We start from the raw sequence: 21757 nt of genomic DNA on the forward strand, positions 1-21757 counted from the left end.
TCTCGGCGTTAAGTCTCGCTAAAAACTTAACCGTAAATATTGGCGCGGTCGCGCAGTTCTTTACCTGGTTTAAAGTGCGGAACGTATTTCCCTTCCAGATCCACTTTATCGCCGGTCTTCGGATTACGTCCGGTGCGTGGTGCGCGGTAATGCAAAGAGAAGCTGCCGAAACCGCGGATTTCAATACGCTCGCCCTGCGCAAGAGTCGAGGCCATATGTTCCAGCATCTCTTTAACTGCATCTTCAACCGCTTTCGCGGGAATATGAGGTTGCTGGGTTGCAAGTCTTTCAATCAATTCTGACTTGGTCATGATTCCTCCGGTTCCTTAAAGGCATAATTAGCTGCTGCATTGATTAAGGGCGGCCGTAGCCGCCCTTTGTCATTGATTACAGGACGAATCCTGTAATCTGTCAAGCTACTCGTCATCCTTTGTGCCGTTAACAGCACAAAGGATTTAGAGCACTCGATATTACTCGCCTTTAGCTGCTTTGAAAGCTTCAGCCATTGCGTTGTTAGAGAAGTTAGCATCTTCCTGTTTGTTAACAGTTGCGATTGCATCTTTCTCATCAGCTTCGTCTTTAGCACGAACAGACAGGCTGATTGCACGGTTCTTACGATCAACGCCGGTGAATTTAGCTTCAACGTCGTCGCCTACGCTCAGAACCAGAGTTGCATCTTCAACGCGGTCACGTGAAGCTTCAGAAGCGCGCAGGTAACCTTCAACGCCGTCAGCCAGTTCTACGGTTGCGCCTTTAGCGTCAACTGCAGTGACTTTACCGTTTACGATTGCGCCTTTCTTGTTCAGTGCAACCCAGTTGTTGAACGGATCTTCTGCGAGCTGTTTAACGCCCAGAGAGATACGCTCACGCTCTGCGTCAACCTGCAGAACAACTGCTGCGATTTCGTCGCCTTTTTTGTATTCACGAACTGCTTCTTCGCCTGCAACGTTCCAGGAGATGTCAGACAGGTGAACCAGGCCGTCGATGCCGCCGTCCAGGCCGATGAAGATACCGAAGTCAGTGATAGACTTGATTTTACCTTCAACACGGTCGCCCTTGTTGTGGGTTTCCGCGAACTGCTGCCATGGGTTGTTTTTGCACTGCTTCAGACCCAGGGAGATACGACGACGTTCTTCGTCGATATCCAGAACCATAACTTCCACTACGTCGCCAACGTTAACAACTTTGGACGGGTGGATGTTTTTGTTGGTCCAATCCATTTCGGAAACGTGAACCAGGCCTTCAACGCCTTCTTCGATTTCAACGAAGCAGCCGTAGTCGGTCAGGTTGGTCACGCGACCAGTCAGTTTGGTACCTTCTGGATAACGCTTAGCGATAGCTACCCATGGATCTTCGCCCAGCTGTTTCAGGCCCAGAGATACACGAGTACGCTCGCGGTCGAACTTCAGCACTTTAACAGTGATTTCGTCGCCAACGTTTACGATTTCGCTCGGATGCTTAACGCGTTTCCATGCCATGTCGGTGATGTGCAGCAGGCCGTCAACGCCACCCAGATCAACGAATGCACCGTAGTCAGTGAGGTTCTTAACGATACCTTTAACTTCCATGCCTTCCTGCAGGTTTTCCAGCAGCTGATCGCGTTCTGCGCTGTTTTCGGATTCGATAACGGCACGACGGGAAACAACAACGTTGTTACGCTTCTGATCCAGCTTGATTACTTTGAATTCAAGCTCTTTGCCTTCCAGGTGCAGCGTGTCGCGGACCGGACGAACGTCTACCAGGGAACCCGGCAGGAACGCGCGAATACCATTCAGCTCAACAGTGAAGCCACCCTTGACTTTGCCATTGATAACACCAGTAACGGTTGCAGCTTCTTCGTAAGCTTTTTCCAGCGTGATCCAAGCTTCGTGACGTTTAGCTTTTTCACGGGACAGCAGGGTTTCACCGAAGCCGTCTTCTACTGCATCCAGAGCAACGTCAACTTCGTCACCAACCTGGATTTCCAGCTCGCCCTGGGCGTTTTTGAACTGCTCTGCCGGAATGGCGGACTCAGATTTCAGACCAGCGTCAACCAGTACTACGTCTTTGTCGATAGCAACAACAACACCACGAACGATGGAACCCGGACGGGTTTCGATTTCTTTTAAGGATTCTTCAAACAGTTGAGCAAAAGATTCAGTCATGTTTAATCTTCAGGTTTCATATTTAACGTCCACCTGGCTCCATGCCGGATGGGGTTGTTTAACATACCCGCTGTCAATCCATTGCAACGGGGGTACTGCAAATTCGGTCGCACTTAAGCGAGAGCCAGTTTTTGGCGCGCGTATTGTAACGCTTTTTCAATCACTTGCTCAATGCTTAATCGGGTTGAATCCAAAACTAAAGCATCAGCAGCAGGAACCAGCGGCGCTACAGCACGGTTACGATCGCGATAATCGCGTTCTTCGATCTCGGCCAAAAGGCGTTCAAAGTTAACACTAAAGCCCTTCTCCTGCAACTGTAGCATACGTCTATGCGCACGTTCTTGCGAGGAGGCGTCCAGAAAAATTTTCACCGGCGCATCCGGGAACACCACGGTCCCCATATCACGTCCATCAGCAATCAGACCTGGGGTTTCGCGAAATGCGCGTTGACGACGTAAAAGCGCTTCACGCACGCGAGGAAACGCCGCGACCTGAGAGGCGGCATTCGCCACTTCCTGGGTACGGATTTCACCGCTGACATCCTCACCTTCAAGAATGACTTCAAGGTTGCCGTCTGTTGAGATAAAACGCACATCCAGGTGTGAGGCAAGCGGTACCAGAGCATCTTCAGAAGTGACATCAACATGGTGATGTAACGCTGCGAGCGCCAGTACGCGGTAGATCGCGCCTGAATCTAACAGATGCCACTGCAATGCTTCCGCCATTGCCTTGCACAAGGTGCCTTTTCCTGCACCGCTTGGGCCATCAATGGTAATAACCGGGGCAATTGCCGTCATCTTTTTCTCCTTAAACGGGCGTACATTAACGTGAACGCCGCGCATTATACGCGCCAACGCTAATGATCGTTAATACAGAGTGTAAAAACCCGATTAGTCTGTAACGATATGTGGAAGAATTGCGCAATTATAGCGGGCTGGCGAGAAACCAGCCCGGAAGATGGCACTGTTTTACTTTTTATCTGCTGCGATACGTTCACGCATATGCTGAGCGCGATCGTCAGATGCCGGATGAGAATCCATCAGTGATTTTGCATGGCCTGCGTCCATCGTGGCAAACTTATCAAACGCAGTCACTAACCCCTGACGGTCAATACCGCGTTTTTTCAGCAAATCATAGGAAAAGTCATCCGCATCCGATTCCTGGCTACGGGAGAAGGCTGAGTTAATCACACCTTCCGCCAGATCGCCCAACTGAGACTGGGAAAGCTGAGAAGCGACGCCGCTGGTCGCAGAAATAGCATCGCGCGCAGCAAGTGTGGCATACGCGGTCTGCATTGCTTTACGTGAGTGCCCTAAAGAAACATGGCCCAACTCATGACCCAGCACGCCTTCAATTTCATTGTCGGTCATCAGGTCCATCAAGCCCGAATAAACACGTACACATCCATTCGCCATTGCCCAGGCATTGATATCACTGGTCATATAAACTTTATAGTTGACCGGCGTTCCATCAATGTTATTACCCAACGCTTTCGCAATTTTATTCAGACGCTTAGTGTATTTGCTTTTTGCGCCCGCCAGCTGGTTTTCACTATCCATCTGCTTACATGAGCTGTTAGAGAGGGATTTGACATCAGCGTCGGTAAGCGTCGCAGCTTTATAAGCTGCCATACCAGAACTGGCAACAAGGTCGCCATTTACGCCATTTTTACAACCTGCCAGCAACGTAGCGGAAACCGCCAACGCCAAAAAGAGTGATTTATTTTTCATGCTAATCTTCCGATGATATTTATAATAAAAACAAATAAATAAGTTAAATCATCCACAAGTTAGCATTAGTTGTAAGCGTAAAAACAGTGCGGTTACGGACACAGAAACGCCAGTCCGGGGACCGACGTTTCGTGAGGATCAGGCAGATGTACTAATACGCGCCAGCTGTTCGAAATAATCCGGGAAAGTTTTGGCGGTACATTTTGGATCAAGAATGGTCACAGGCGTGTCAGACAGCGCCACCAGCGAGAAACACATCGCCATGCGGTGATCGTTATAGGTCGCGATGTCCGCAAATTGCAATGTTGCAGGCGGGGTGATGCGGATAAAGTCATGCCCCTCTTCCACTTCCGCGCCCACTTTGCGTAACTCCGTCGCCATCGCGAACAGACGATCGGTCTCTTTGACGCGCCAGTTGTAGATATTACGTAATGTTGTGGTGCCTTTCGCAAACAGCGCCGCCGTTGCAATGGTCATCGCCGCATCAGGAATATGGTTCATATCCATATCCACTGCGTTCAACTCGCCGCGAGTACAGGCAATAAAATCGTCGCCCCATGTAATGGTAGCACCCATTTTTTCCAGTACATCGGCAAAACGAATATCACCCTGCATGCTGTTACGGCCAATCCCGGTAACTTTTACCGTACCGCCTTTAATGGCACCCGCCGCGAGGAAATAGGAAGCGGAAGAAGCATCGCCTTCAACCAGGTATGCACCCGGTGACTGGTACTGCTGCTGCCCCTTCACGACAAAGTGCTGGTAGTTTTGATTTTCAATTTCAACACCAAACGTTTTCATCAGGTTCAGTGTGATATCAATGTAAGGCTTGGATACCAGGTCACCTTTAATTGCAATCGTCGTATCCTGCGGCGCAAGCGGCGCAGTCATCAGCAGCGCAGTGAGGAACTGGCTGGAAACGCTACCGTCTACCTCAACCTGGCCTCCGGTAAAGCCACCGCGCAGACGTAAAGGTGGATAGTTTTCCTGCTCCAGATAGTCAATTTTGGCTCCGCCCTGGCGCAGCGCATCAACCAGATGGCCAATCGGGCGCTCTTTCATGCGCGGTTCGCCCGTCAGCACGATGTCATTGCTGCCCAGACATAGCGCTGCGGCCAGCGGGCGCATGGCGGTTCCGGCATTACCAAGGAACAGTTCCACTGAGCCTTGCGCATGTAATGCACCACCATTGCCAATAATCTCGCAGCGGGTACGATCAGCAGAAAGGGTATAGCTAATCCCTAACACATTCAGAGCATTAAGCATATGGCGAACATCATCGCTGTCCAGCAGGTTGGTCAGGACAGTGGTGCCATTGGCTAATGCGGCCAGCAGCAAAGCGCGGTTAGAAACACTTTTGGATCCAGGCAGATTGATTGTGCCATCCACCCGCGCAATGGGTTGTAACGTCAGGGATTCCATGAAACTCGACTCTCAAAAACAGACATAAAAACCCCACAGACGGGCTGTGGGGATGAAAAGTACAGCAGATTAGCCGCGACGGCGTTCAAAATCGACCATGAAATCGGTCAGTGCTTTTACACCTTCAAGCGGCATTGCATTGTAGATGGACGCACGCATACCGCCGACCACACGATGCCCTTTCAGCGCATGCAGGCCCGCAGCAAAAGACTCTTCCAGGAACAGTTTATCCAGTGCGCTATCAGCCAGCTGGAACGGTACGTTCATGCGTGAACGGTTGGATTTCGCCACATCGTTACGGTAGAAATCGCTGTTATCAATTACGCCGTACAGCAGTTCCGCTTTTTGCTGGTTAATCTTATCCATTGCATTAACACCGCCCTGCTTTTTCAGCCATTTAAAGACCAGGCCAGACAGATACCAGGCAAAGGTTGGCGGCGTATTGAACATGGAATCGTTGTCATTCAGCACGGTATAGTCGAGGATTGACGGGCATGATACATGAGCTTTACCCAGCAAATCTTCACGGACGATGACAATCGTCAGGCCGGCCGGGCCGATGTTTTTCTGTGCACCGGCATAAATTACGCCATAACGGCTAACGTCAAGCGGTGCGGAAAGAATGGTAGAGGACAGATCCGCCGTGACCACAACGTTGCTGGCAAAATTCGGCGTTTCATCGATCGCAATGCCATCGATAGTTTCGTTCGGACAATAGTGCAGGTACGCCGCGTTATCAGAAAGCTGCCATTCACTCATCGGCTTAACAGCACGCAGGCCGTCCACGGTGACTTTGGCATCAATAACGTTTGGTGTGCAGTATTTTTTCGCTTCTTTAATTGCACTGGCGGCCCAATAACCGGCATCGACGTAATCCGCGGTGGTTTTATCCCCCAGAATATTTAACGGGATACCCGCGAACTGCCCACGACCACCGCCATGGCAGAACAACACTTTATAGTTGGAGGGGATGCTAAGAAGATCACGAAAATCCTGCTCCGCTTCCTCGGCGACCTGGATGAATTCTTTGCCACGGTGGCTAATTTCCATCACCGACGTGCCAAGACCGTTCCAGTCGCGAAGATCCTGTTGAGCCAGTTTAAGTACTTCTGCCGGTAGCATTGCCGGACCTGAACTAAAATTAAAGACCTGAGCCATTTCCCCTCACCACGTTGTGTTGTTGTCCAATCAACATCCTGTCATTGACGATAATCCGGTGACAGACATTGGTATAAGTTATTCCTGTGGATATCGGTTTTATCATTCAGTGACACGCGCCGCAATGGGTAAAACTGACCAGGGTAAAAATGTGTCATTGGTCACACAACAGAATCTATCGGATTGACGGGTAAAAACCGAGATTTTTGCTGTCAGGTAACCCGTTTTGCCCGACTGGCCTTCGACCATTCTGGATTTGCACAGCGTGGACATAATTGATGATCTCCGGCGTTCATTTGCACCACTTCGCTACAACGTATACAGGCATAGTCTCCTGCTTCAGGCATTACTTTAAATCGTTGCGTACAGTGCTTAGGTAAAATACTGAGCCCCGGCTTTACGTCTTCATCGGCAAAGAAGTAGACGCTGATTTGTCCATTCGTCTCCAGAATAGCCAGTTTTACCTGTCCCAATTGCTCCACGCCGTTCAAACGCAGTTCCATAAAGAATTCAAATTCCGTCATATTGGCACTATTGAGCTTTGACCATGCCAGCTCGCCGTCTTCAATGATCACGACGGGTTTGCCCTCCAGCAGGTCCTCCATTTTTTCACTATGCGCCATCAGCCACATCACCAACCGATACAGCACAGCAAGAGTAATAAAAACCACCAGCACTGGCAGCATCGGGACATCGTCATAGAATGCCACGTCTCCCGCTGCAGAACCCAGCGTAAGGATGATCAGCACTTCAAAAAGCGACATCTGGCGTACGCCGCGACGTCCGGTGATTTTTAAAAACAGAAAAACCAATATAAAGGTGTAGAGGCTGCGTAACGCAACTTCCCCCAGAAAATCCATGGGCACCTTATCAAGCGCCATACGGTGCAAATCGAAAGCTTTCATTAATATGCTCTAAACGTGGTTGGTTGTAAGAAAGCATAGCCAATGCTTTTATTTACGCCTGAGCTCCGGCGGCGATAGCGCCGTTCATTGAAAACCCGTATCATTGCGCGCTTTCCGTACGACAAAAGTGATTTTCATGACGCAAACATTTATCCCCGGCAAAGATGCCGCTCTGGAAGACTCCATCGCTCGCTTCCAGCAAAAATTGCTCGACCTCGGTTTTCAAATTGAAGAAGCCTCGTGGTTGAATCCCGTCCCTAACGTCTGGTCTGTACATATTCGCGACAAAGAATGCGCGCTGTGCTTCACCAACGGTAAAGGCGCGACGAAAAAAGCGGCGTTGGCTTCCGCGCTGGGCGAATATTTTGAGCGTCTGTCGACTAACTATTTCTTTGCGGATTTCTGGTTGGGCGAAACTATCGCCAATGGCCCGTTCGTGCATTATCCGAACGAAAAATGGTTCCCGCTGACAGAAGAAGACGATGTACCAGAAGGTTTACTGGATGCACGTCTGCGAGCGTTTTACGATCCAGATAACGAACTGACTGGCAGCATGCTTATCGATCTGCAGTCTGGTAATGAAGAACGTGGCGTCTGCGGCCTGCCGTTTACCCGTCAGTCGGATAACCAGATTGTCTATATTCCGATGAATATTATCGGCAACCTGTATGTTTCTAACGGCATGTCCGCGGGTAACACGCCTAACGAAGCGCGCGTTCAGGGCCTGTCTGAAGTCTTTGAGCGTCATGTGAAGAACCGCATTATTGCGGAAAGCATCAGCCTGCCGGAAATCCCGGCCGAAGTCATGGCGCGCTATCCGGCAGTGGTGGAGTCCATCGCCACACTGGAAGCTGAAGGTTTCCCAATTTTCGCCTACGATGGCTCGCTGGGTGGCAAGTATCCGGTGATTTGCGTTGTCCTGTTCAACCCGACCAACGGTACCTGCTTCGCTTCCTTCGGCGCACACCCGGATTTCGGCGTGGCGCTGGAACGTACCGTCACTGAACTGCTGCAGGGTCGTGGTCTGAAAGATCTTGATGTCTTCACCCCACCGACCTTTGACGACGAAGAAGTGGCTGAACACACTAACCTTGAAACCCATTTCATTGATTCCAGCGGTTTGATCTCATGGGATCTGTTCAAGCAGGATGCCGATTATCCGTTCGTTGACTGGAATTTCTCTGGCACCACGGAAGAAGAGTTCGCCACCCTGATGGCCATCTTCAATGCTGAAGATAAAGAAGTGTATATCGCTGACTATGAACACCTGAGCGTTTACGCGTGCCGCATTATTGTTCCGGGAATGTCTGACATCTATCCGGCAGAAGATCTGTGGTTAGCTAACAACGCTATGGGCGCCCATCTGCGTGACACCATTCTCTCTCTGCCGGGCAGCGAATGGGATAAAGAAGACTATCTCAATCTGATCGAACAACTGGATGAAGAAGGGTTTGACGACTTCACCCGCGTACGCGAGCTACTCGGTCTGGCGACCGGTGCAGATAACGGTTGGTACACCCTGCGTATTGGCGAGCTTAAAGTGATGCTGGCGCTGGCCGGTGGCGATCTGGAGCAGGCGCTGGTGTGGACAGAATGGACGATGGAATTTAACGCCTCCGTCTTTAGCGCGGAACGTGCAAACTACTATCGCTGCCTGCAAACATTGTTGCTGCTGTCTCAGGAAGAAGACCGTCAGCCGCTGCAATATCTGAATGCGTTTGTCCGCATGTACGGTGCCGAGGCGGTTGAAGCGGCAAGTGCGGCATTGAGTGGCGAAGCGCCATTCTACGGGTTGCAAACCGTTGATAACGATCTGCAAGCTTTCCCGGCGCATCAGTCTCTGCTGAAAGCCTATGAAAAACTGCAGCGCGCGAAAGCGGCACATTGGTCAAAATAATGACAGTCAGCCTGCGCTAAGTAGGCTAAAAGTATTGTCTGGGATATATTACGGGGCGCTTTAAGCGCCCTGTTTTTTTATTTTGGTCAAATCGGAAAATAAATGTAAAAACAAGGTTAAATATTAGTAGTTGATATTAAAAAAATTAGCATATTAATGTGGTTTTTTATCTCAATTACTCCATTTTAATTAACCGTCTGACAGGAGACAAAAAGAAAAAATTCAACTCACTTTATAATTTTTAAAATTTATTTTTATATGGATAATCAACAAGTTACTCCGTAATCGCATAAAAACCATGCGTCTTGCGGGCCTATAAGCCAGGCGAGATATGATCTATATCAAATTCTCATCTATAATGCTTTGTTAGTATCTCGTCGCCGACTTAATAAAGAGAGAGTTAGTGTGAAAGCTGACAACCCTTTTGATCTTATTCTACCTGCTGCAATGGCCAAAGTTGCCGAAGAAGCAGGCGTCTATAAAGCAACGAAACATCCGCTTAAGACGTTCTATCTGGCAATTACTGCCGGTGTATTCATTTCAATTGCCTTTGTTTTCTATATCACCGCCACAACCGGTACCGGAACTATGCCTTTCGGCATGGCAAAATTAGTAGGTGGTATCTGCTTTTCCCTGGGGCTGATTCTTTGTGTTGTCTGCGGCGCAGACCTCTTCACCTCAACCGTATTGATTGTCGTAGCAAAAGCCAGTGGTCGTATTACCTGGGGCCAATTGGCTAAAAACTGGCTTAACGTTTATGTCGGTAACCTGGTGGGTTGCTTGCTCTTCGTGCTATTGATGTGGCTTTCCGGCGAATACATGACCGCCAACGGCGCGTGGGGGCTCAACGTCCTACAAACAGCCGACCACAAAGTGCACCATACTTTTGTTGAGGCGGTAAGTCTTGGCATCCTGGCTAACCTGATGGTGTGTCTGGCCGTATGGATGAGCTACTCGGGCCGCAGCCTAATGGACAAAGCGTTTATCATGGTATTACCGGTCGCAATGTTTGTTGCCAGCGGTTTTGAGCACAGTATCGCAAACATGTTTATGATCCCTATGGGTATTGTAATACGCGATTTCGCCACCCCGGAATTCTGGACCGCAGTTGGGTCTTCTCCGGAGAATTTTTCTCACCTGACCGTGATGAATTTCATCACCGATAACCTGATTCCGGTTACGATCGGTAACATTATCGGCGGCGGTTTGTTGGTCGGGTTGACATACTGGGTCATTTATCTGCGTGGTAACGATCATCATTAATCTGATGATGCCCATTACACGCAGTAAATAAAAAATCCACTTAAGAAGGTAGGTGTTACATGTCCGAGCTTAATGAAAAGTTAGCCACAGCCTGGGAAGGTTTTACCAAAGGTGACTGGCAGAATGAAGTAAACGTACGTGACTTCATTCAGAAAAACTACACTCCATATGAGGGTGACGAGTCCTTCCTGGCTGGCGCAACTGATGCGACCACTGCACTGTGGGACAGCGTGATGGAAGGCGTTAAACAGGAAAACCGCACTCACGCGCCTGTTGACTTTGACACCTCCGTTGCTTCTACCATCACTTCTCACGACGCAGGCTACATCAACAAAGCGCTCGAGAAGATTGTTGGTCTGCAGACTGAAGCTCCGCTGAAACGTGCGATCATTCCGTTTGGCGGCATCAAAATGGTTGAAGGTTCCTGCAAAGCGTACAATCGCGAACTGGACCCGATGCTGAAAAAAATCTTCACCGAATACCGCAAAACCCACAACCAGGGCGTATTCGATGTTTACACCAAAGACATTCTGAACTGCCGTAAATCCGGTGTTCTGACTGGTCTGCCAGATGCGTATGGCCGTGGCCGTATCATCGGTGACTACCGTCGCGTTGCGCTGTACGGTATCGACTACCTGATGAAAGACAAATACGCTCAGTTCGTCTCTCTGCAGTCCGATCTGGAAAACGGCGTAAACCTGGAAGCAACTATCCGTCTGCGTGAAGAAATTGCTGAACAGCACCGCGCTCTGGGTCAGATCAAAGAAATGGCTGCTAAATATGGCTGCGATATCTCTGGTCCGGCTACCAATGCTCAGGAAGCTATCCAGTGGACTTACTTCGGCTACCTGGCCGCTGTTAAATCTCAGAACGGTGCAGCAATGTCCTTCGGTCGCGTATCCACCTTCCTGGATGCTTACATCGAACGTGACCTGAAAGCAGGCAAAATCACCGAGCAAGACGCACAGGAAATGATCGACCACCTGGTCATGAAACTGCGTATGGTTCGCTTCCTGCGTACTCCTGAATATGATGAACTGTTCTCCGGTGACCCAATTTGGGCAACTGAATCAATCGGTGGTATGGGCGTTGATGGCCGTACTCTGGTTACCAAAAACAGCTTCCGCTTCCTGAACACCCTGTACACCATGGGTCCTTCTCCGGAGCCGAACATCACCGTTCTGTGGTCTGAAAAACTGCCTCTGAACTTCAAGAAATTCGCCGCTAAAGTGTCCATCGACACCTCTTCTCTGCAGTACGAGAACGATGACCTGATGCGTCCGGACTTCAACAACGACGACTACGCTATCGCTTGCTGCGTAAGCCCGATGGTTGTTGGTAAACAAATGCAGTTCTTCGGTGCGCGTGCAAACCTGGCGAAAACCATGCTGTACGCAATCAACGGTGGCGTTGATGAAAAACTGAAAATGCAGGTTGGTCCTAAATCTGAACCGATCAAAGGCGACGTTCTGAACTTCGACGAAGTTATGGACCGCATGGATCACTTCATGGATTGGCTGGCTAAACAGTACGTCACTGCACTGAACGTTATTCACTACATGCACGACAAGTACAGCTACGAAGCCTCTCTGATGGCGCTGCACGACCGTGACGTTATCCGCACCATGGCGTGTGGTATCGCTGGTCTGTCCGTTGCTGCTGACTCCCTGTCTGCAATCAAATATGCGAAAGTTAAACCGATTCGTGACGAAGACGGTCTGGCTATCGACTTCGAAATCGAAGGCGAATACCCGCAGTTTGGTAACAACGACTCTCGCGTTGATGACATGGCGGTTGACCTGGTAGAACGTTTCATGAAGAAAATTCAGAAACTGACTACTTATCGTAACGCTATCCCGACTCAGTCTGTTCTGACCATCACCTCTAACGTGGTTTATGGTAAGAAAACTGGTAACACCCCAGATGGTCGTCGTGCTGGCGCGCCGTTCGGACCGGGTGCTAACCCAATGCACGGCCGTGACCAGAAAGGTGCTGTTGCCTCTCTGACCTCCGTTGCTAAACTGCCGTTTGCTTACGCTAAAGATGGTATCTCTTACACCTTCTCTATCGTTCCGAACGCTCTGGGTAAAGACGACGAAGTTCGTAAGACCAACCTGGCGGGTCTGATGGATGGTTACTTCCACCACGAAGCCTCCATCGAAGGTGGTCAGCACCTGAACGTGAACGTCATGAACCGTGAAATGCTGCTGGATGCGATGGAACATCCGGAAAAATATCCGCAGCTGACCATCCGCGTTTCTGGCTACGCAGTACGTTTTAACTCCCTGACTAAAGAACAGCAGCAGGACGTTATCACTCGTACCTTCACTCAGACCATGTAATTGGTTTTGACTGAAATCGTACTTTAAAAAGCGTACAATAAAGGCTCCACGTAAGTGGGGCCTTTTTAATAGCCTGCTTTGTCAGCCATCTATACTTATGGATAGCAGCCAAAACAGACTCGACACAGTTAATAACTGTGCACTAACACTGGCCCCGGATGGGCCACACCTGGAGAAACACCGCAATGTCAGTTATTGGTCGCATTCACTCCTTTGAATCCTGTGGCACTGTTGATGGCCCGGGCATCCGTTTTATTACCTTCTTTCAGGGCTGCCTGATGCGCTGCCTGTATTGCCATAACCGCGACACGTGGGATACGCACGGCGGTAAAGAAGTTACCGTTGACGAATTAATGAAAGAGGTGGTGACCTACCGCCACTTTATGAACGCCTCCGGAGGCGGCGTGACAGCGTCTGGCGGCGAAGCTATCTTGCAAGCTGAATTCGTACGTGACTGGTTCCGGGCCTGTAAAAAAGAAGGTATTCATACTTGTCTGGATACTAACGGTTTTGTTCGCCGCTACGATCCGGTGATCGATGAGTTGCTGGAAGTCACCGACCTGGTCATGCTCGATCTCAAACAAATGAACGATGAAATCCATCAGAATCTGGTGGGTGTGTCTAACCATCGTACACTCGAGTTCGCGCGTTACCTGTCCAACAAAGACATCAAAGTGTGGATCCGCTATGTTGTCGTACCTGGCTGGTCTGACGATGACGACTCCGCACACCGCCTTGGCGAATTTACCCGCGATATGGGCAACGTTGAAAAAATCGAGCTGCTGCCTTACCACGAGCTGGGCAAACACAAATGGGTGGCAATGGGCGAAGAGTACAAACTCGACGGCGTTAAGCCGCCGAAGAAAGAGACCATGGAGCGCGTGAAGGGTATTCTCGAGCAATATGGACATAAAGTGATGTATTGAGTTTTATGGTGGGTAACAGATACGTTACCCACCTGACTCTGCCTTAACGCCCTCTTCTCGCCAGTAACGGGAAAATCAATCCCAGTCCAACCAGCACAAATGGCGTCACAATATTCAGCGTGAGCTGGAATGTCCACTCAGGGGTGAAGGCTTCCATTTTCGGGAAAATCCCGGTCAGACAGGCAAATGCGGTAAAGGCAAAGCACCAGATCCCCACGGTCATCGCGAGCGATCGGTTGCGAATAAAGACATATTCTGATTTATATTTTTGCGCCAGACGAATAACGGCAATGAATGCCACAAACACCCATAAATAACGCAATGGCATCACGACAGAGTTAAGATTCAATAGCCATTTATACAGATTGTTCATGTCGCCAATTCCCAGTGTTGGCAACATAATCAGAATCGCCACCAGCACCAGCGTCAGAATATAACCATTTACCGGCGTACCGGAAGCATTGGTTTTACACAGACTCTCGGGAATATATTTACGATCAGCATCACCCAGCAGAACTTTAAGCGGTGCATCAATAGAAAATACCAATGCCGCAATCTGTCCCAGCGTATTGGCAATCGCGTAAATAACCATCAGCGAATTACCCATACCATAATACTCACCCAGTTTCTGGAAGGCGTAATATTGACCATTCGTCATCAGATCATCTGGAATATGCCGGGAGTCAAACATCATTCCCATAGCCAGCGATCCGAGAATCGCACATACCGCCACCATAACAGCCAGAACGAGCATCCCTTTCGGAAATTCTTTGCCCGGATTACGTGTCTGATTAACGTATGGCGAAATTTTCTCCGCGCCGCCCACGGCAAAGACCAGCATGGAGATCGTGGTAATGTAGGTAAAATCAATGTGCGGGATAAACGATTCCCAGGTGATATTGGTTGTCGCTATCTGCACATCCGTAATTGCAGGCGCAGTTACCGCCATCACGACATACAAAATGGACATCACAAACATCGCGATGCCTGCAACTGACCCAACAATTTTCAGCGACTTCATGCCACGGGACGCAACCCACATGAAAAAGACAAACAGCGCCAGTGTCAGCCCCTGCAACGCCACGACGGTGTACTCTTTAATCAACGAACCATCGCCCTTCAGCGCCCATCCCAGCGCAATCAGAATAGCCTGCGGTTTTTGCGCCAGATAAGGAATATGCACAACCCAATAGGTCCATGCAGCAAGATAAGCCAGCCCTGGCCCCATGGTATGTTTAATCCAGGTACTGACGCCGCCTTTACCCTCTTTAAAAGTTGAGCCAAGCTGCCCGACGATCAACGCATAAGGTATAAAATAGAGCGCGAAAATAAAGATCCAAGAGGAGACAACAACTAATCCCTGATTGGCATAGTTGTTAACGACGTTGCCAAAACCCCAAACGGTAATAAAAGACATCAATGCAATGTTGTACCATCGCAATTGTTTTTCCTGCACACCAGCCATACGCAATCCTTCGTGGAAGCTTTATGATTATAAATAAATGAGGCGTGGGATTATGCGCGGTAAAATGAGCGAGCGGAAACGGCAGGATGTAAAACTATAACCTTCTGCACACTTTATTTTCAGGAAAGAAGTGTGTGATTAAATAATGCAGGTTCCCATAAAGCATACATAAACAGTATGTATGGGAACCTGTTCATATTCTGTTAAATCAGGTCAAATGTGCGCAATAGAATTGGGTGTATGGCCCGTTTTACGCAACAGCATCAGTAAATAAATAAACGATACGCTGGCGATCATGATAAACAGCAAGCTATCTGAATAATTCTGCATCAGCATCGCTGTAAATGAAGGACCCAGCAGACTGCCCACGGTATAGCTCAATAACAATGCCTGATTCATGGCGACCAGCTGATGATGCTCCACCTTTTCACAGGCCCAGGCCATCGCGACCGGGTAGAGGGTAAAGCCTGCCGCACCCAACATAAACAACGCGGGCGCCATCGCCGCCTGATTCAGCATGGCGATACTCCCGACGATCACCACGAAGACCTGGACGCGTAAAACCAACAGACGTCCCAGCTTGTCCGCCAGACGGCCAATCGGCCATTGCCCCAGAATACCTGCACTTACCAGGACCGCCATCCAGAAACCAATGCTGGCGTTACTCACCCCCTGATGATTGAGATACAGCGGCATCAGGCCATACAAAGACCCCAGCACAATCCCGGAAATAATACAGCCATTCACGCCCAGACGCGCCTGGCGGAGTTTCAGCATGGAAACAATAGGCGTAGGCTGCTGCTCATCACCCTGCTGATTGGCAATGCGCGTAAACAGCAGTGGCAAAACACCCGCCAGGATAGTACCCGTCACCCACGGCAGGACGTTCATCAATTCCGTGGATACTTTACTCACCAGCAGTTGGCCTAAAAACGTCCCCACGTAATAGATCATCATATAGGCGGCAAGCAAACGTCCGCGATTACGCGAAGTCCCGCTGCACATCAGCGCGCTTTCCACCACCACCCAAATCATGGCGCAGCCAACACCAGCGATAAAACGCCAGGTCATCCAACTCCAGAATCCCACCATAATCTCCAGCCCGACACAGCCCGCGGCAAAAATAAGCGAGGCGATGTAATAGCTGCGGTTAAAACCAAGGTGTTTTATTAAATACCCTGTCAACAACGTCCCTACCAGATTACCGGTAAAGTAGGACGAGCTCACCACGCCTACCTGCCAGGTGGGCAGATTTTCATGGGCGAGCCAAAGCGGGACGAGCGTGTTTAACACGGCGATCGCCAGGGTCAACAGAAGTAGCCCGCACAGCAATAGCATGACGGGACGGGTATAGGTGGACATGAATAAAAACCGTGAGGAAGTTCAAATTTCATGCGCATCATGCCACTGCTAAAAACATTGTCAATCGGCGTAATCAGAGGGCTGAGGCGCTTTCTGGTCGATCGATTTGCATTACTGATTCTTAATGTGAATAGATAAAAAATACAAAATCACATCTGCTTGTTTTTATTGATCTAAAACAAAAATCTCGCGTTACGTTCAGTCGAAAAATTTCATGGATTACCCTTACTTTTATTTCTTACTAAACTCAATGCGGGATGCTGAGCTGCATTGTCTTCAAAATAGAACAGTGAGTTCTTATTTAGGCATCTACTCCAGATATCGTTCTTTTCGTAGACTTAAACTCATCAAATTTCCCCCACTGATGCTGAACAGGAAAAATATCATGACTAAACCTTACGTAAGACTTGATAAAGATAATGCGGCAGTACTGCTGGTCGACCATCAGGCAGGCCTGCTCTCTCTGGTTCGGGATATCGATCCCGATAAATTTAAAAACAACGTGCTAGCCCTGGGTGACTTAGCAAAATACTTCAACCTCCCAACCATTCTGACAACCAGTTTTGAGACAGGACCAAACGGGCCGCTGGTACCGGAACTGAAAGCGCAATTTCCCGATGCGCCCTATATTGCTCGCCCAGGAAACATTAACGCATGGGATAACGAAGATTTCGTGAAGGCAGTGAAAGCGACCGGCAAAAAGCAGCTGATTATCGCCGGTGTCGTGACGGAAGTTTGCGTCGCCTTCCCTGCGCTCTCAGCTATTGAAGAAGGCTTTGACGTCTTTGTGGTAACCGATGCTTCAGGCACATTTAATGAAATTACCCGTCATTCAGCTTGGGATCGGATGTCTCAAGCAGGCGCTCAGTTGATGACATGGTTCGGAGTAGCGTGCGAGCTGCACCGCGACTGGCGCAACGATATCGAAGGTCTGGCAACGCTGTTCTCGAATCACATTCCGGACTACCGCAATCTGATGACCAGCTACGACACGTTAACTAAGCAGAAGTAAAACCAGGGCGAAAGCCCTGGCCTGACATATTGCCTGATGACGCGCAGCTTTAAGGCCTACAGATCTGTAGGCCTGATAAGACGCAAACCGCCATCCGGCATAGTTTGGATTAACTCGCCACCGCCATACCGACTGTCATATGCAGCCCGTAGAACACGCCACGACCAATCAGCTCGCCGACTAACAGCAAAATAAACGCCACGGAAAGCAGCGGAACAGCAGGCTGGTAGCCCTTCACTTGCGGTACAATCCAGCAGCACAACGCTAATGCCAGCGCCACAATCCGCCACGCCATCAGCGAGCCGTAATCCGGAACCAGCGCAGACGCCTGCTGAATCGAACTGTGGATCGTCGCCAGTTCAGCCCCCTGCATGACAGACATGATGGCGCTTACGACCAGAGCAAGCACTGAAATTGCCGGCAGCAGGCGCATCGCCCAACCATCCACGCCAGCAATTCTCAGTAACAGATACCCCAGCAGCGGACCTCCCATAAACATCGTCAGAAAGAAGCCCAGCGGAGTCCAGACGCTGTACCAGGTCGGCACAGTATCAATGGTGTTATAAACGCGTACCATCATCCAGACAAAAACCACACCCAGCACCATGGTGACAACTAACCACAGATTGCGTAATGCGGGCGACATTTTTTTCAACGTGGCCAGCAGCCAGCCGATACCACCAACGGCAAAGAAGATTGAACCGCTGGCAATTTCGTTACTCAACGCCGAAGACCCTACGCGATTGAGCGAGTTAAAGGCGCGCATCGGCGAGCCCAGGTGGAGCATAGAAGCAATGAAGCCAATGCCCATTAATACCCACAGCCCAAACATGCAGGCAATCACGCGCTGCTGCGATTCTGGACGTAAGTCACCTTTCATCAACGCCAGCGCCAGAACGATAAAGCCACCAACCACACACTGTCCGAAGACCGTGAAGATCATCAGCGGCCATTCATGCCATCCACTTCCCATCTTACACCTCCTTCGGATTGGCCAGATAACCTGTGGTATCCCCGGTCGGGCGGCTATTGGCGTTAGGTTTGATGACAATACTCGGTTTGGTAAAGTGCGCGCCCGGTAGTGGTGCAACCGCAGCCAAAGCACCGTGTTTTTTGCGCAGTTCATCAATTGGGCCAAAATCCAGCGCACGCAGTGGACAGGACTCGACGCAGATAGGTTTCTTACCTTCAGCGACGCGCTCATGGCAGCCATCGCATTTAGTCATATGCCCTTTTTCAGCATTGTACTGCGGCGCGCCGTAAGGACAGGCCATGTGGCAATACCGACAGCCAATGCACACGTCCTCATCGACAACGACAAAGCCATCTTCACGTTTGTGCATGGCGCCACTCGGACACACCTTGGTACAGGCTGGGTCTTCGCAGTGGTTACACGCAATGGAGAGGTAATAGGCAAAGACATTCTGATGCCAGACGCCGTTATCCTCCTGCCAGTCACCGCCCGCGTATTCATAAATGCGGCGGAAGCTGACTTCCGGGGTTAAATTTTTGAAGTCTTTGCAGGCCAGTTCGCAGGTTTTGCAACCGGTGCAACGGCTGGAATCAATAAAAAATCCATACTGGGTTGTCATCGGTTACTCCTTACACCTTTTCAACCTGAACAAGGTTCGTGTGTGATGGGTTCCCCTTCGCGAGAGGAGACGGACGCTGGGTCGTCAGGACGTTAATACAACCGCCCTGGTCCACGCGTTTTGCGTCCGGGTCATACCACGCCCCTTCGCCTAGTGCCACCACGCCAGGCATCATACGCGGCGTTACTTTCGCCTCGATGTGCACTTCACCACGATCGTTAAAGATGCGCACCTTGTCGCCGTTGTTAATGCCGCGTCTCTGCGCATCCATCGGGTTGATCCACATTTCCTGACGGCAGGATGCTTTCAGAACATCAACGTTGCCATAGGTAGAGTGGACGCGAGATTTGTAGTGGAAGCCGGTCAATTGCAGAGGGAATTTCTCCACCAGAGGATCGTTTATGCTTTCAAATCCTGGGGTATAAATCGGCAGTGGATCAATCACATCACCTTCCGGCAGTTCCCAGGTCACCGCGATCTCGGCAAGTTGCTGCGAATAAATTTCGATCTTACCTGACGGAGTAGTCAGCGGATTGGCGTCAGGATCCTCACGGAACGCCTTGTACGCCACGTGATGCCCCTGTGGGTCACGCTGTTTAAAGATCCCTTGCTTGCGGAATTCTTCAAACGTTGGCAGTTCAGGAATCGCTTTGCGCGACTGCTCGTACAGATGACGCATCCACTCTTCCTGAGTGCGACCTTCTGTGAACTGCTGCTCAACGCCAAGGCGTTTCGCAAGCTCGCTGGTCATCTGGTAGATAGTCTTGCATTCGAAGCGTGGTTTGATCGCCTGATCGGTGAAAATCACATACGACATATTCCCGCAGGAGGCATCCAGTGCGAAGTCCATCTGCTCCGAAGCGGTACAGTCCGGCAGCAAAATATCCGCGTATTTCGCCGAGGAGGTCATATGGCAGTCGATGACAACGATCATCTCGCACTTCTTATCATCCTGTAGGATTTCGTGTGTGCGGTTGATGTCGGAGTGCTGGTTAATCAGGCAGTTACCCGCATAGTTCCAGATCATCTTAATCGGAACATCGAGTTTATCTTTACCACGAACACCGTCACGCAGCGCCGTCATCTCCGGGCCTCGCTCAATGGCGTCCGTCCACATAAACATCGAGATACTGGTTTCTACAGGGTTTTCCAGCGTAGGCATACGTTCAAACGGCAAACTGTATGAGCCCTCACGCGCCCCGCTGTTGCCGCCGTTAATCCCAACGTTACCGGTCAGAATAGCCAGCATAGAAATGGCGCGGGTCGCTATTTCACCATTAGCATGACGCTGCGGTCCCCACCCCTGGCTGATGTATGCCGGTTTAGCGCTACCGATTTCACGTGCCAGTTTGACGATTCGTTCAGCAGGAATCCCGGTAATTTGCGCTGCCCATTCCGGGGTCTTGGCAATACCGTCTTTGCCCTGCCCAAGAATATACGCCTTATAGTGACCGTTTTTCGGTGCATCTGCCGGTAAGGTTTTCTCGTCGTAACCTACGCAATATTTGTCAAGGAACGGTTGATCAACCATGTTTTCGGTGATCAGAACATACGCCAGCCCATTTACCAGCGCGGCATCCGTACCAGGACGGATGGGGATCCACTCATCTTCACGACCCGCACCAGTATCCGTGTAGCGAGGATCGATAATGATCATGCGGGCATTGGATTTCTGTCGCGCCTGTTCAAGGTAATAGGTTACCCCACCCCCGCTCATACGGGTTTCACCTGGGTTATTCCCGAACAGGACCACCAGCTTGCTGTTTTCAATGTCTGACGGGCTGTTACCGTCTGCCCAGCCGCCGTAGGTGTAGTTCAACCCGGCAGCGATTTGCGCTGAAGAGTAGTCACCGTAGTGGTTCAGGTAGCCACCGCAGCAGTTCATCAGACGTGCTACCAGCGTTTTGCCCGGTGGCCAGGAGCGTGTCAGGGTGCCGCCCAGCGTACCTGTGCCGTAGTTCAGGTAGATAGACTCGTTGCCGTAGTCTTTGATAAGACGCTGCATATTGCTGGCAATGATATCGTAGGCTTCATCCCAGCTGATACGCTCAAATTTACCTTCGCCACGCTTGCCGACGCGTTTCATCGGGTATTTCAGACGATCGGGATTATAGACGCGACGACGCATGGAGCGACCTCGCAGACAGGCGCGTACCTGATGCAAACCGTCGTAGTTGTCATCACCGGTGTTGTCGGTTTCAACATACTTTATTTCACCATCTACCACGTGCATACGCAGAGGACAGCGGCTACCACAGTTCACCGTACACGCGCTCCAGATGACTTTCTCACTGGCCTGTGTTGGATTAAGGGCTTCTGCAGCATTTGCAATACGGGTAAATGGCAGGGTAAACGCGCTACTGGCCACCGCCAGTCCGCCTATCGCCGTCGTTTTCACCAAACCTCGGCGACTAACCTCAGCTGCCAGCATGGCATCGGGGATCTTAGTTTTCATAGTGGCTCACTCTGCTGCTCACAATAAACAAAAGGCAAATGTCCGTTGTATAGATTTTTATATAACGTTACTATCGATATAAAG

General features: G+C 50.2%; 17 protein-coding genes. 5 read left to right on the top strand and 12 right to left on the bottom strand.

Features of this window, described 5'->3' with window-relative positions:
- Positions 1 to 26: 26 nt before the first annotated feature.
- The 7 genes from ihfB to GUC46_RS15410 all read right to left on the bottom strand — a co-directional run bounded on the left by ihfB (position 27) and on the right by GUC46_RS15410 (position 7359).
- Positions 27 to 311: an integration host factor subunit beta gene (ihfB, locus tag GUC46_RS15380; protein ID WP_003035780.1), complete on the bottom strand. Its 285-nt coding sequence runs from the start codon at positions 309 to 311 to the stop codon at positions 27 to 29.
- A gap of 159 nt (positions 312 to 470) precedes the next feature.
- Positions 471 to 2144, bottom strand: coding sequence for a 30S ribosomal protein S1 (gene rpsA / locus GUC46_RS15385; protein WP_003035776.1), 1674 nt, complete (start codon positions 2142 to 2144; stop codon positions 471 to 473).
- A 113-nt stretch (positions 2145 to 2257) separates the two neighbouring features.
- A complete protein-coding gene (gene cmk, locus GUC46_RS15390) occupies positions 2258 to 2941 on the bottom strand; it encodes a (d)CMP kinase (RefSeq protein ID WP_003035772.1) in 684 nt (227 codons plus the stop codon).
- Between the two features lie 171 nt (positions 2942 to 3112).
- A complete protein-coding gene (locus tag GUC46_RS15395) occupies positions 3113 to 3874 on the bottom strand; it encodes a M48 family metallopeptidase (protein WP_003836891.1) in 762 nt (253 codons plus the stop codon).
- Between the two features lie 138 nt (positions 3875 to 4012).
- On the bottom strand, positions 4013 to 5296 hold the full coding sequence (gene aroA / locus GUC46_RS15400; protein WP_049001087.1) for a 3-phosphoshikimate 1-carboxyvinyltransferase: 1284 nt from the start codon (positions 5294 to 5296) through the stop codon (positions 4013 to 4015).
- A gap of 69 nt (positions 5297 to 5365) precedes the next feature.
- Positions 5366 to 6454 carry a 3-phosphoserine/phosphohydroxythreonine transaminase gene (gene serC / locus GUC46_RS15405; protein WP_003847007.1) on the bottom strand — a complete coding sequence of 363 codons (1089 nt, stop codon included), beginning with the start codon at positions 6452 to 6454 and terminating at the stop codon, positions 5366 to 5368.
- Positions 6455 to 6666: 212 nt separating this feature from the next.
- Positions 6667 to 7359 carry a DUF421 domain-containing protein gene (locus tag GUC46_RS15410; RefSeq protein ID WP_003847009.1) on the bottom strand — a complete coding sequence of 231 codons (693 nt, stop codon included), beginning with the start codon at positions 7357 to 7359 and terminating at the stop codon, positions 6667 to 6669.
- Between the two features lie 136 nt (positions 7360 to 7495).
- Between GUC46_RS15410 and ycaO the strand changes: the two genes are divergently transcribed.
- From ycaO to pflA, 4 genes are all read left to right on the top strand, one after another.
- Positions 7496 to 9256, top strand: a complete 1761-nt coding sequence (gene ycaO, locus GUC46_RS15415; protein WP_003836899.1) for a 30S ribosomal protein S12 methylthiotransferase accessory factor YcaO — start codon at positions 7496 to 7498, stop codon at positions 9254 to 9256.
- Between the two features lie 405 nt (positions 9257 to 9661).
- Entirely contained in the window at positions 9662 to 10519 is an 858-nt protein-coding gene (gene focA / locus GUC46_RS15420; protein ID WP_003035756.1) for a formate transporter FocA, read from the top strand.
- 59 nt (positions 10520 to 10578) lie between these two features.
- Positions 10579 to 12861, top strand: a complete 2283-nt coding sequence (pflB, locus tag GUC46_RS15425) for a formate C-acetyltransferase (RefSeq protein ID WP_003035753.1) — start codon at positions 10579 to 10581, stop codon at positions 12859 to 12861.
- Positions 12862 to 13046: 185 nt separating this feature from the next.
- Positions 13047 to 13787 (top strand): pyruvate formate lyase 1-activating protein, encoded by a 741-nt coding sequence (gene pflA, locus GUC46_RS15430; RefSeq protein WP_003035751.1) that lies wholly within the window; start codon positions 13047 to 13049, stop codon positions 13785 to 13787.
- Between the two features lie 43 nt (positions 13788 to 13830).
- On the opposite strand, the gene GUC46_RS15435 is transcribed toward pflA, so the two are convergent.
- Together GUC46_RS15435 and GUC46_RS15440 are read right to left on the bottom strand one after the other, a co-directional pair.
- Entirely contained in the window at positions 13831 to 15252 is a 1422-nt protein-coding gene (locus GUC46_RS15435; RefSeq protein WP_003035749.1) for an amino acid permease, read from the bottom strand.
- Between the two features lie 213 nt (positions 15253 to 15465).
- Positions 15466 to 16614: an MFS transporter gene (locus tag GUC46_RS15440; RefSeq protein ID WP_160180470.1), complete on the bottom strand. Its 1149-nt coding sequence runs from the start codon at positions 16612 to 16614 to the stop codon at positions 15466 to 15468.
- 385 nt (positions 16615 to 16999) lie between these two features.
- Between GUC46_RS15440 and ycaC the strand changes: the two genes are divergently transcribed.
- Complete coding sequence (gene ycaC, locus GUC46_RS15445; RefSeq protein WP_003035746.1) at positions 17000 to 17626, top strand: isochorismate family cysteine hydrolase YcaC; 627 nt, start codon at positions 17000 to 17002, stop codon at positions 17624 to 17626.
- 109 nt (positions 17627 to 17735) lie between these two features.
- Here ycaC and GUC46_RS15450 read toward each other — a convergent pair whose 3' ends face one another.
- The 3 genes from GUC46_RS15450 to dmsA are packed head-to-tail and all read right to left on the bottom strand — an operon-like array spanning position 17736 to position 21673.
- Entirely contained in the window at positions 17736 to 18599 is an 864-nt protein-coding gene (locus tag GUC46_RS15450; RefSeq protein ID WP_003035744.1) for a dimethyl sulfoxide reductase anchor subunit family protein, read from the bottom strand.
- A gap of 1 nt (position 18600) precedes the next feature.
- Entirely contained in the window at positions 18601 to 19218 is a 618-nt protein-coding gene (gene dmsB, locus GUC46_RS15455) for a dimethylsulfoxide reductase iron-sulfur subunit DmsB (RefSeq protein ID WP_003836904.1), read from the bottom strand.
- Between the two features lie 10 nt (positions 19219 to 19228).
- Positions 19229 to 21673, bottom strand: a complete 2445-nt coding sequence (dmsA, locus tag GUC46_RS15460) for a dimethylsulfoxide reductase subunit A (protein ID WP_065944970.1) — start codon at positions 21671 to 21673, stop codon at positions 19229 to 19231.
- Between the last annotated feature and the right edge of the window lie 84 nt (positions 21674 to 21757).

The sequence above is a fragment of the Citrobacter sp. LUTT5 genome (assembly GCF_009905315.1).
GTDB classification, from domain to species: Bacteria; Pseudomonadota; Gammaproteobacteria; order Enterobacterales; family Enterobacteriaceae; genus Citrobacter; species Citrobacter freundii.

What these genes read in the sequence shown, in the direction of transcription:
- ihfB (WP_003035780.1), bottom strand. Translation starts at nt 311, where the DNA reads ATGACCAAGTCAGAATTGATTGAAAGACTTGCAACCCAGCAACCTCAT.
- rpsA (WP_003035776.1), bottom strand. Translation starts at nt 2,144, where the DNA reads ATGACTGAATCTTTTGCTCAACTGTTTGAAGAATCCTTAAAAGAAATC.
- cmk (WP_003035772.1), bottom strand. Translation starts at nt 2,941, where the DNA reads ATGACGGCAATTGCCCCGGTTATTACCATTGATGGCCCAAGCGGTGCA.
- GUC46_RS15395 (WP_003836891.1), bottom strand. Translation starts at nt 3,874, where the DNA reads ATGAAAAATAAATCACTCTTTTTGGCGTTGGCGGTTTCCGCTACGTTG.
- aroA (WP_049001087.1), bottom strand. Translation starts at nt 5,296, where the DNA reads ATGGAATCCCTGACGTTACAACCCATTGCGCGGGTGGATGGCACAATC.
- serC (WP_003847007.1), bottom strand. Translation starts at nt 6,454, where the DNA reads ATGGCTCAGGTCTTTAATTTTAGTTCAGGTCCGGCAATGCTACCGGCA.
- GUC46_RS15410 (WP_003847009.1), bottom strand. Translation starts at nt 7,359, where the DNA reads ATGAAAGCTTTCGATTTGCACCGTATGGCGCTTGATAAGGTGCCCATG.
- ycaO (WP_003836899.1), top strand. Translation starts at nt 7,496, where the DNA reads ATGACGCAAACATTTATCCCCGGCAAAGATGCCGCTCTGGAAGACTCC.
- pflB (WP_003035753.1), top strand. Translation starts at nt 10,579, where the DNA reads ATGTCCGAGCTTAATGAAAAGTTAGCCACAGCCTGGGAAGGTTTTACC.
- pflA (WP_003035751.1), top strand. Translation starts at nt 13,047, where the DNA reads ATGTCAGTTATTGGTCGCATTCACTCCTTTGAATCCTGTGGCACTGTT.
- GUC46_RS15435 (WP_003035749.1), bottom strand. Translation starts at nt 15,252, where the DNA reads ATGGCTGGTGTGCAGGAAAAACAATTGCGATGGTACAACATTGCATTG.
- GUC46_RS15440 (WP_160180470.1), bottom strand. Translation starts at nt 16,614, where the DNA reads ATGTCCACCTATACCCGTCCCGTCATGCTATTGCTGTGCGGGCTACTT.
- ycaC (WP_003035746.1), top strand. Translation starts at nt 17,000, where the DNA reads ATGACTAAACCTTACGTAAGACTTGATAAAGATAATGCGGCAGTACTG.
- GUC46_RS15450 (WP_003035744.1), bottom strand. Translation starts at nt 18,599, where the DNA reads ATGGGAAGTGGATGGCATGAATGGCCGCTGATGATCTTCACGGTCTTC.
- dmsB (WP_003836904.1), bottom strand. Translation starts at nt 19,218, where the DNA reads ATGACAACCCAGTATGGATTTTTTATTGATTCCAGCCGTTGCACCGGT.
- dmsA (WP_065944970.1), bottom strand. Translation starts at nt 21,673, where the DNA reads ATGAAAACTAAGATCCCCGATGCCATGCTGGCAGCTGAGGTTAGTCGC.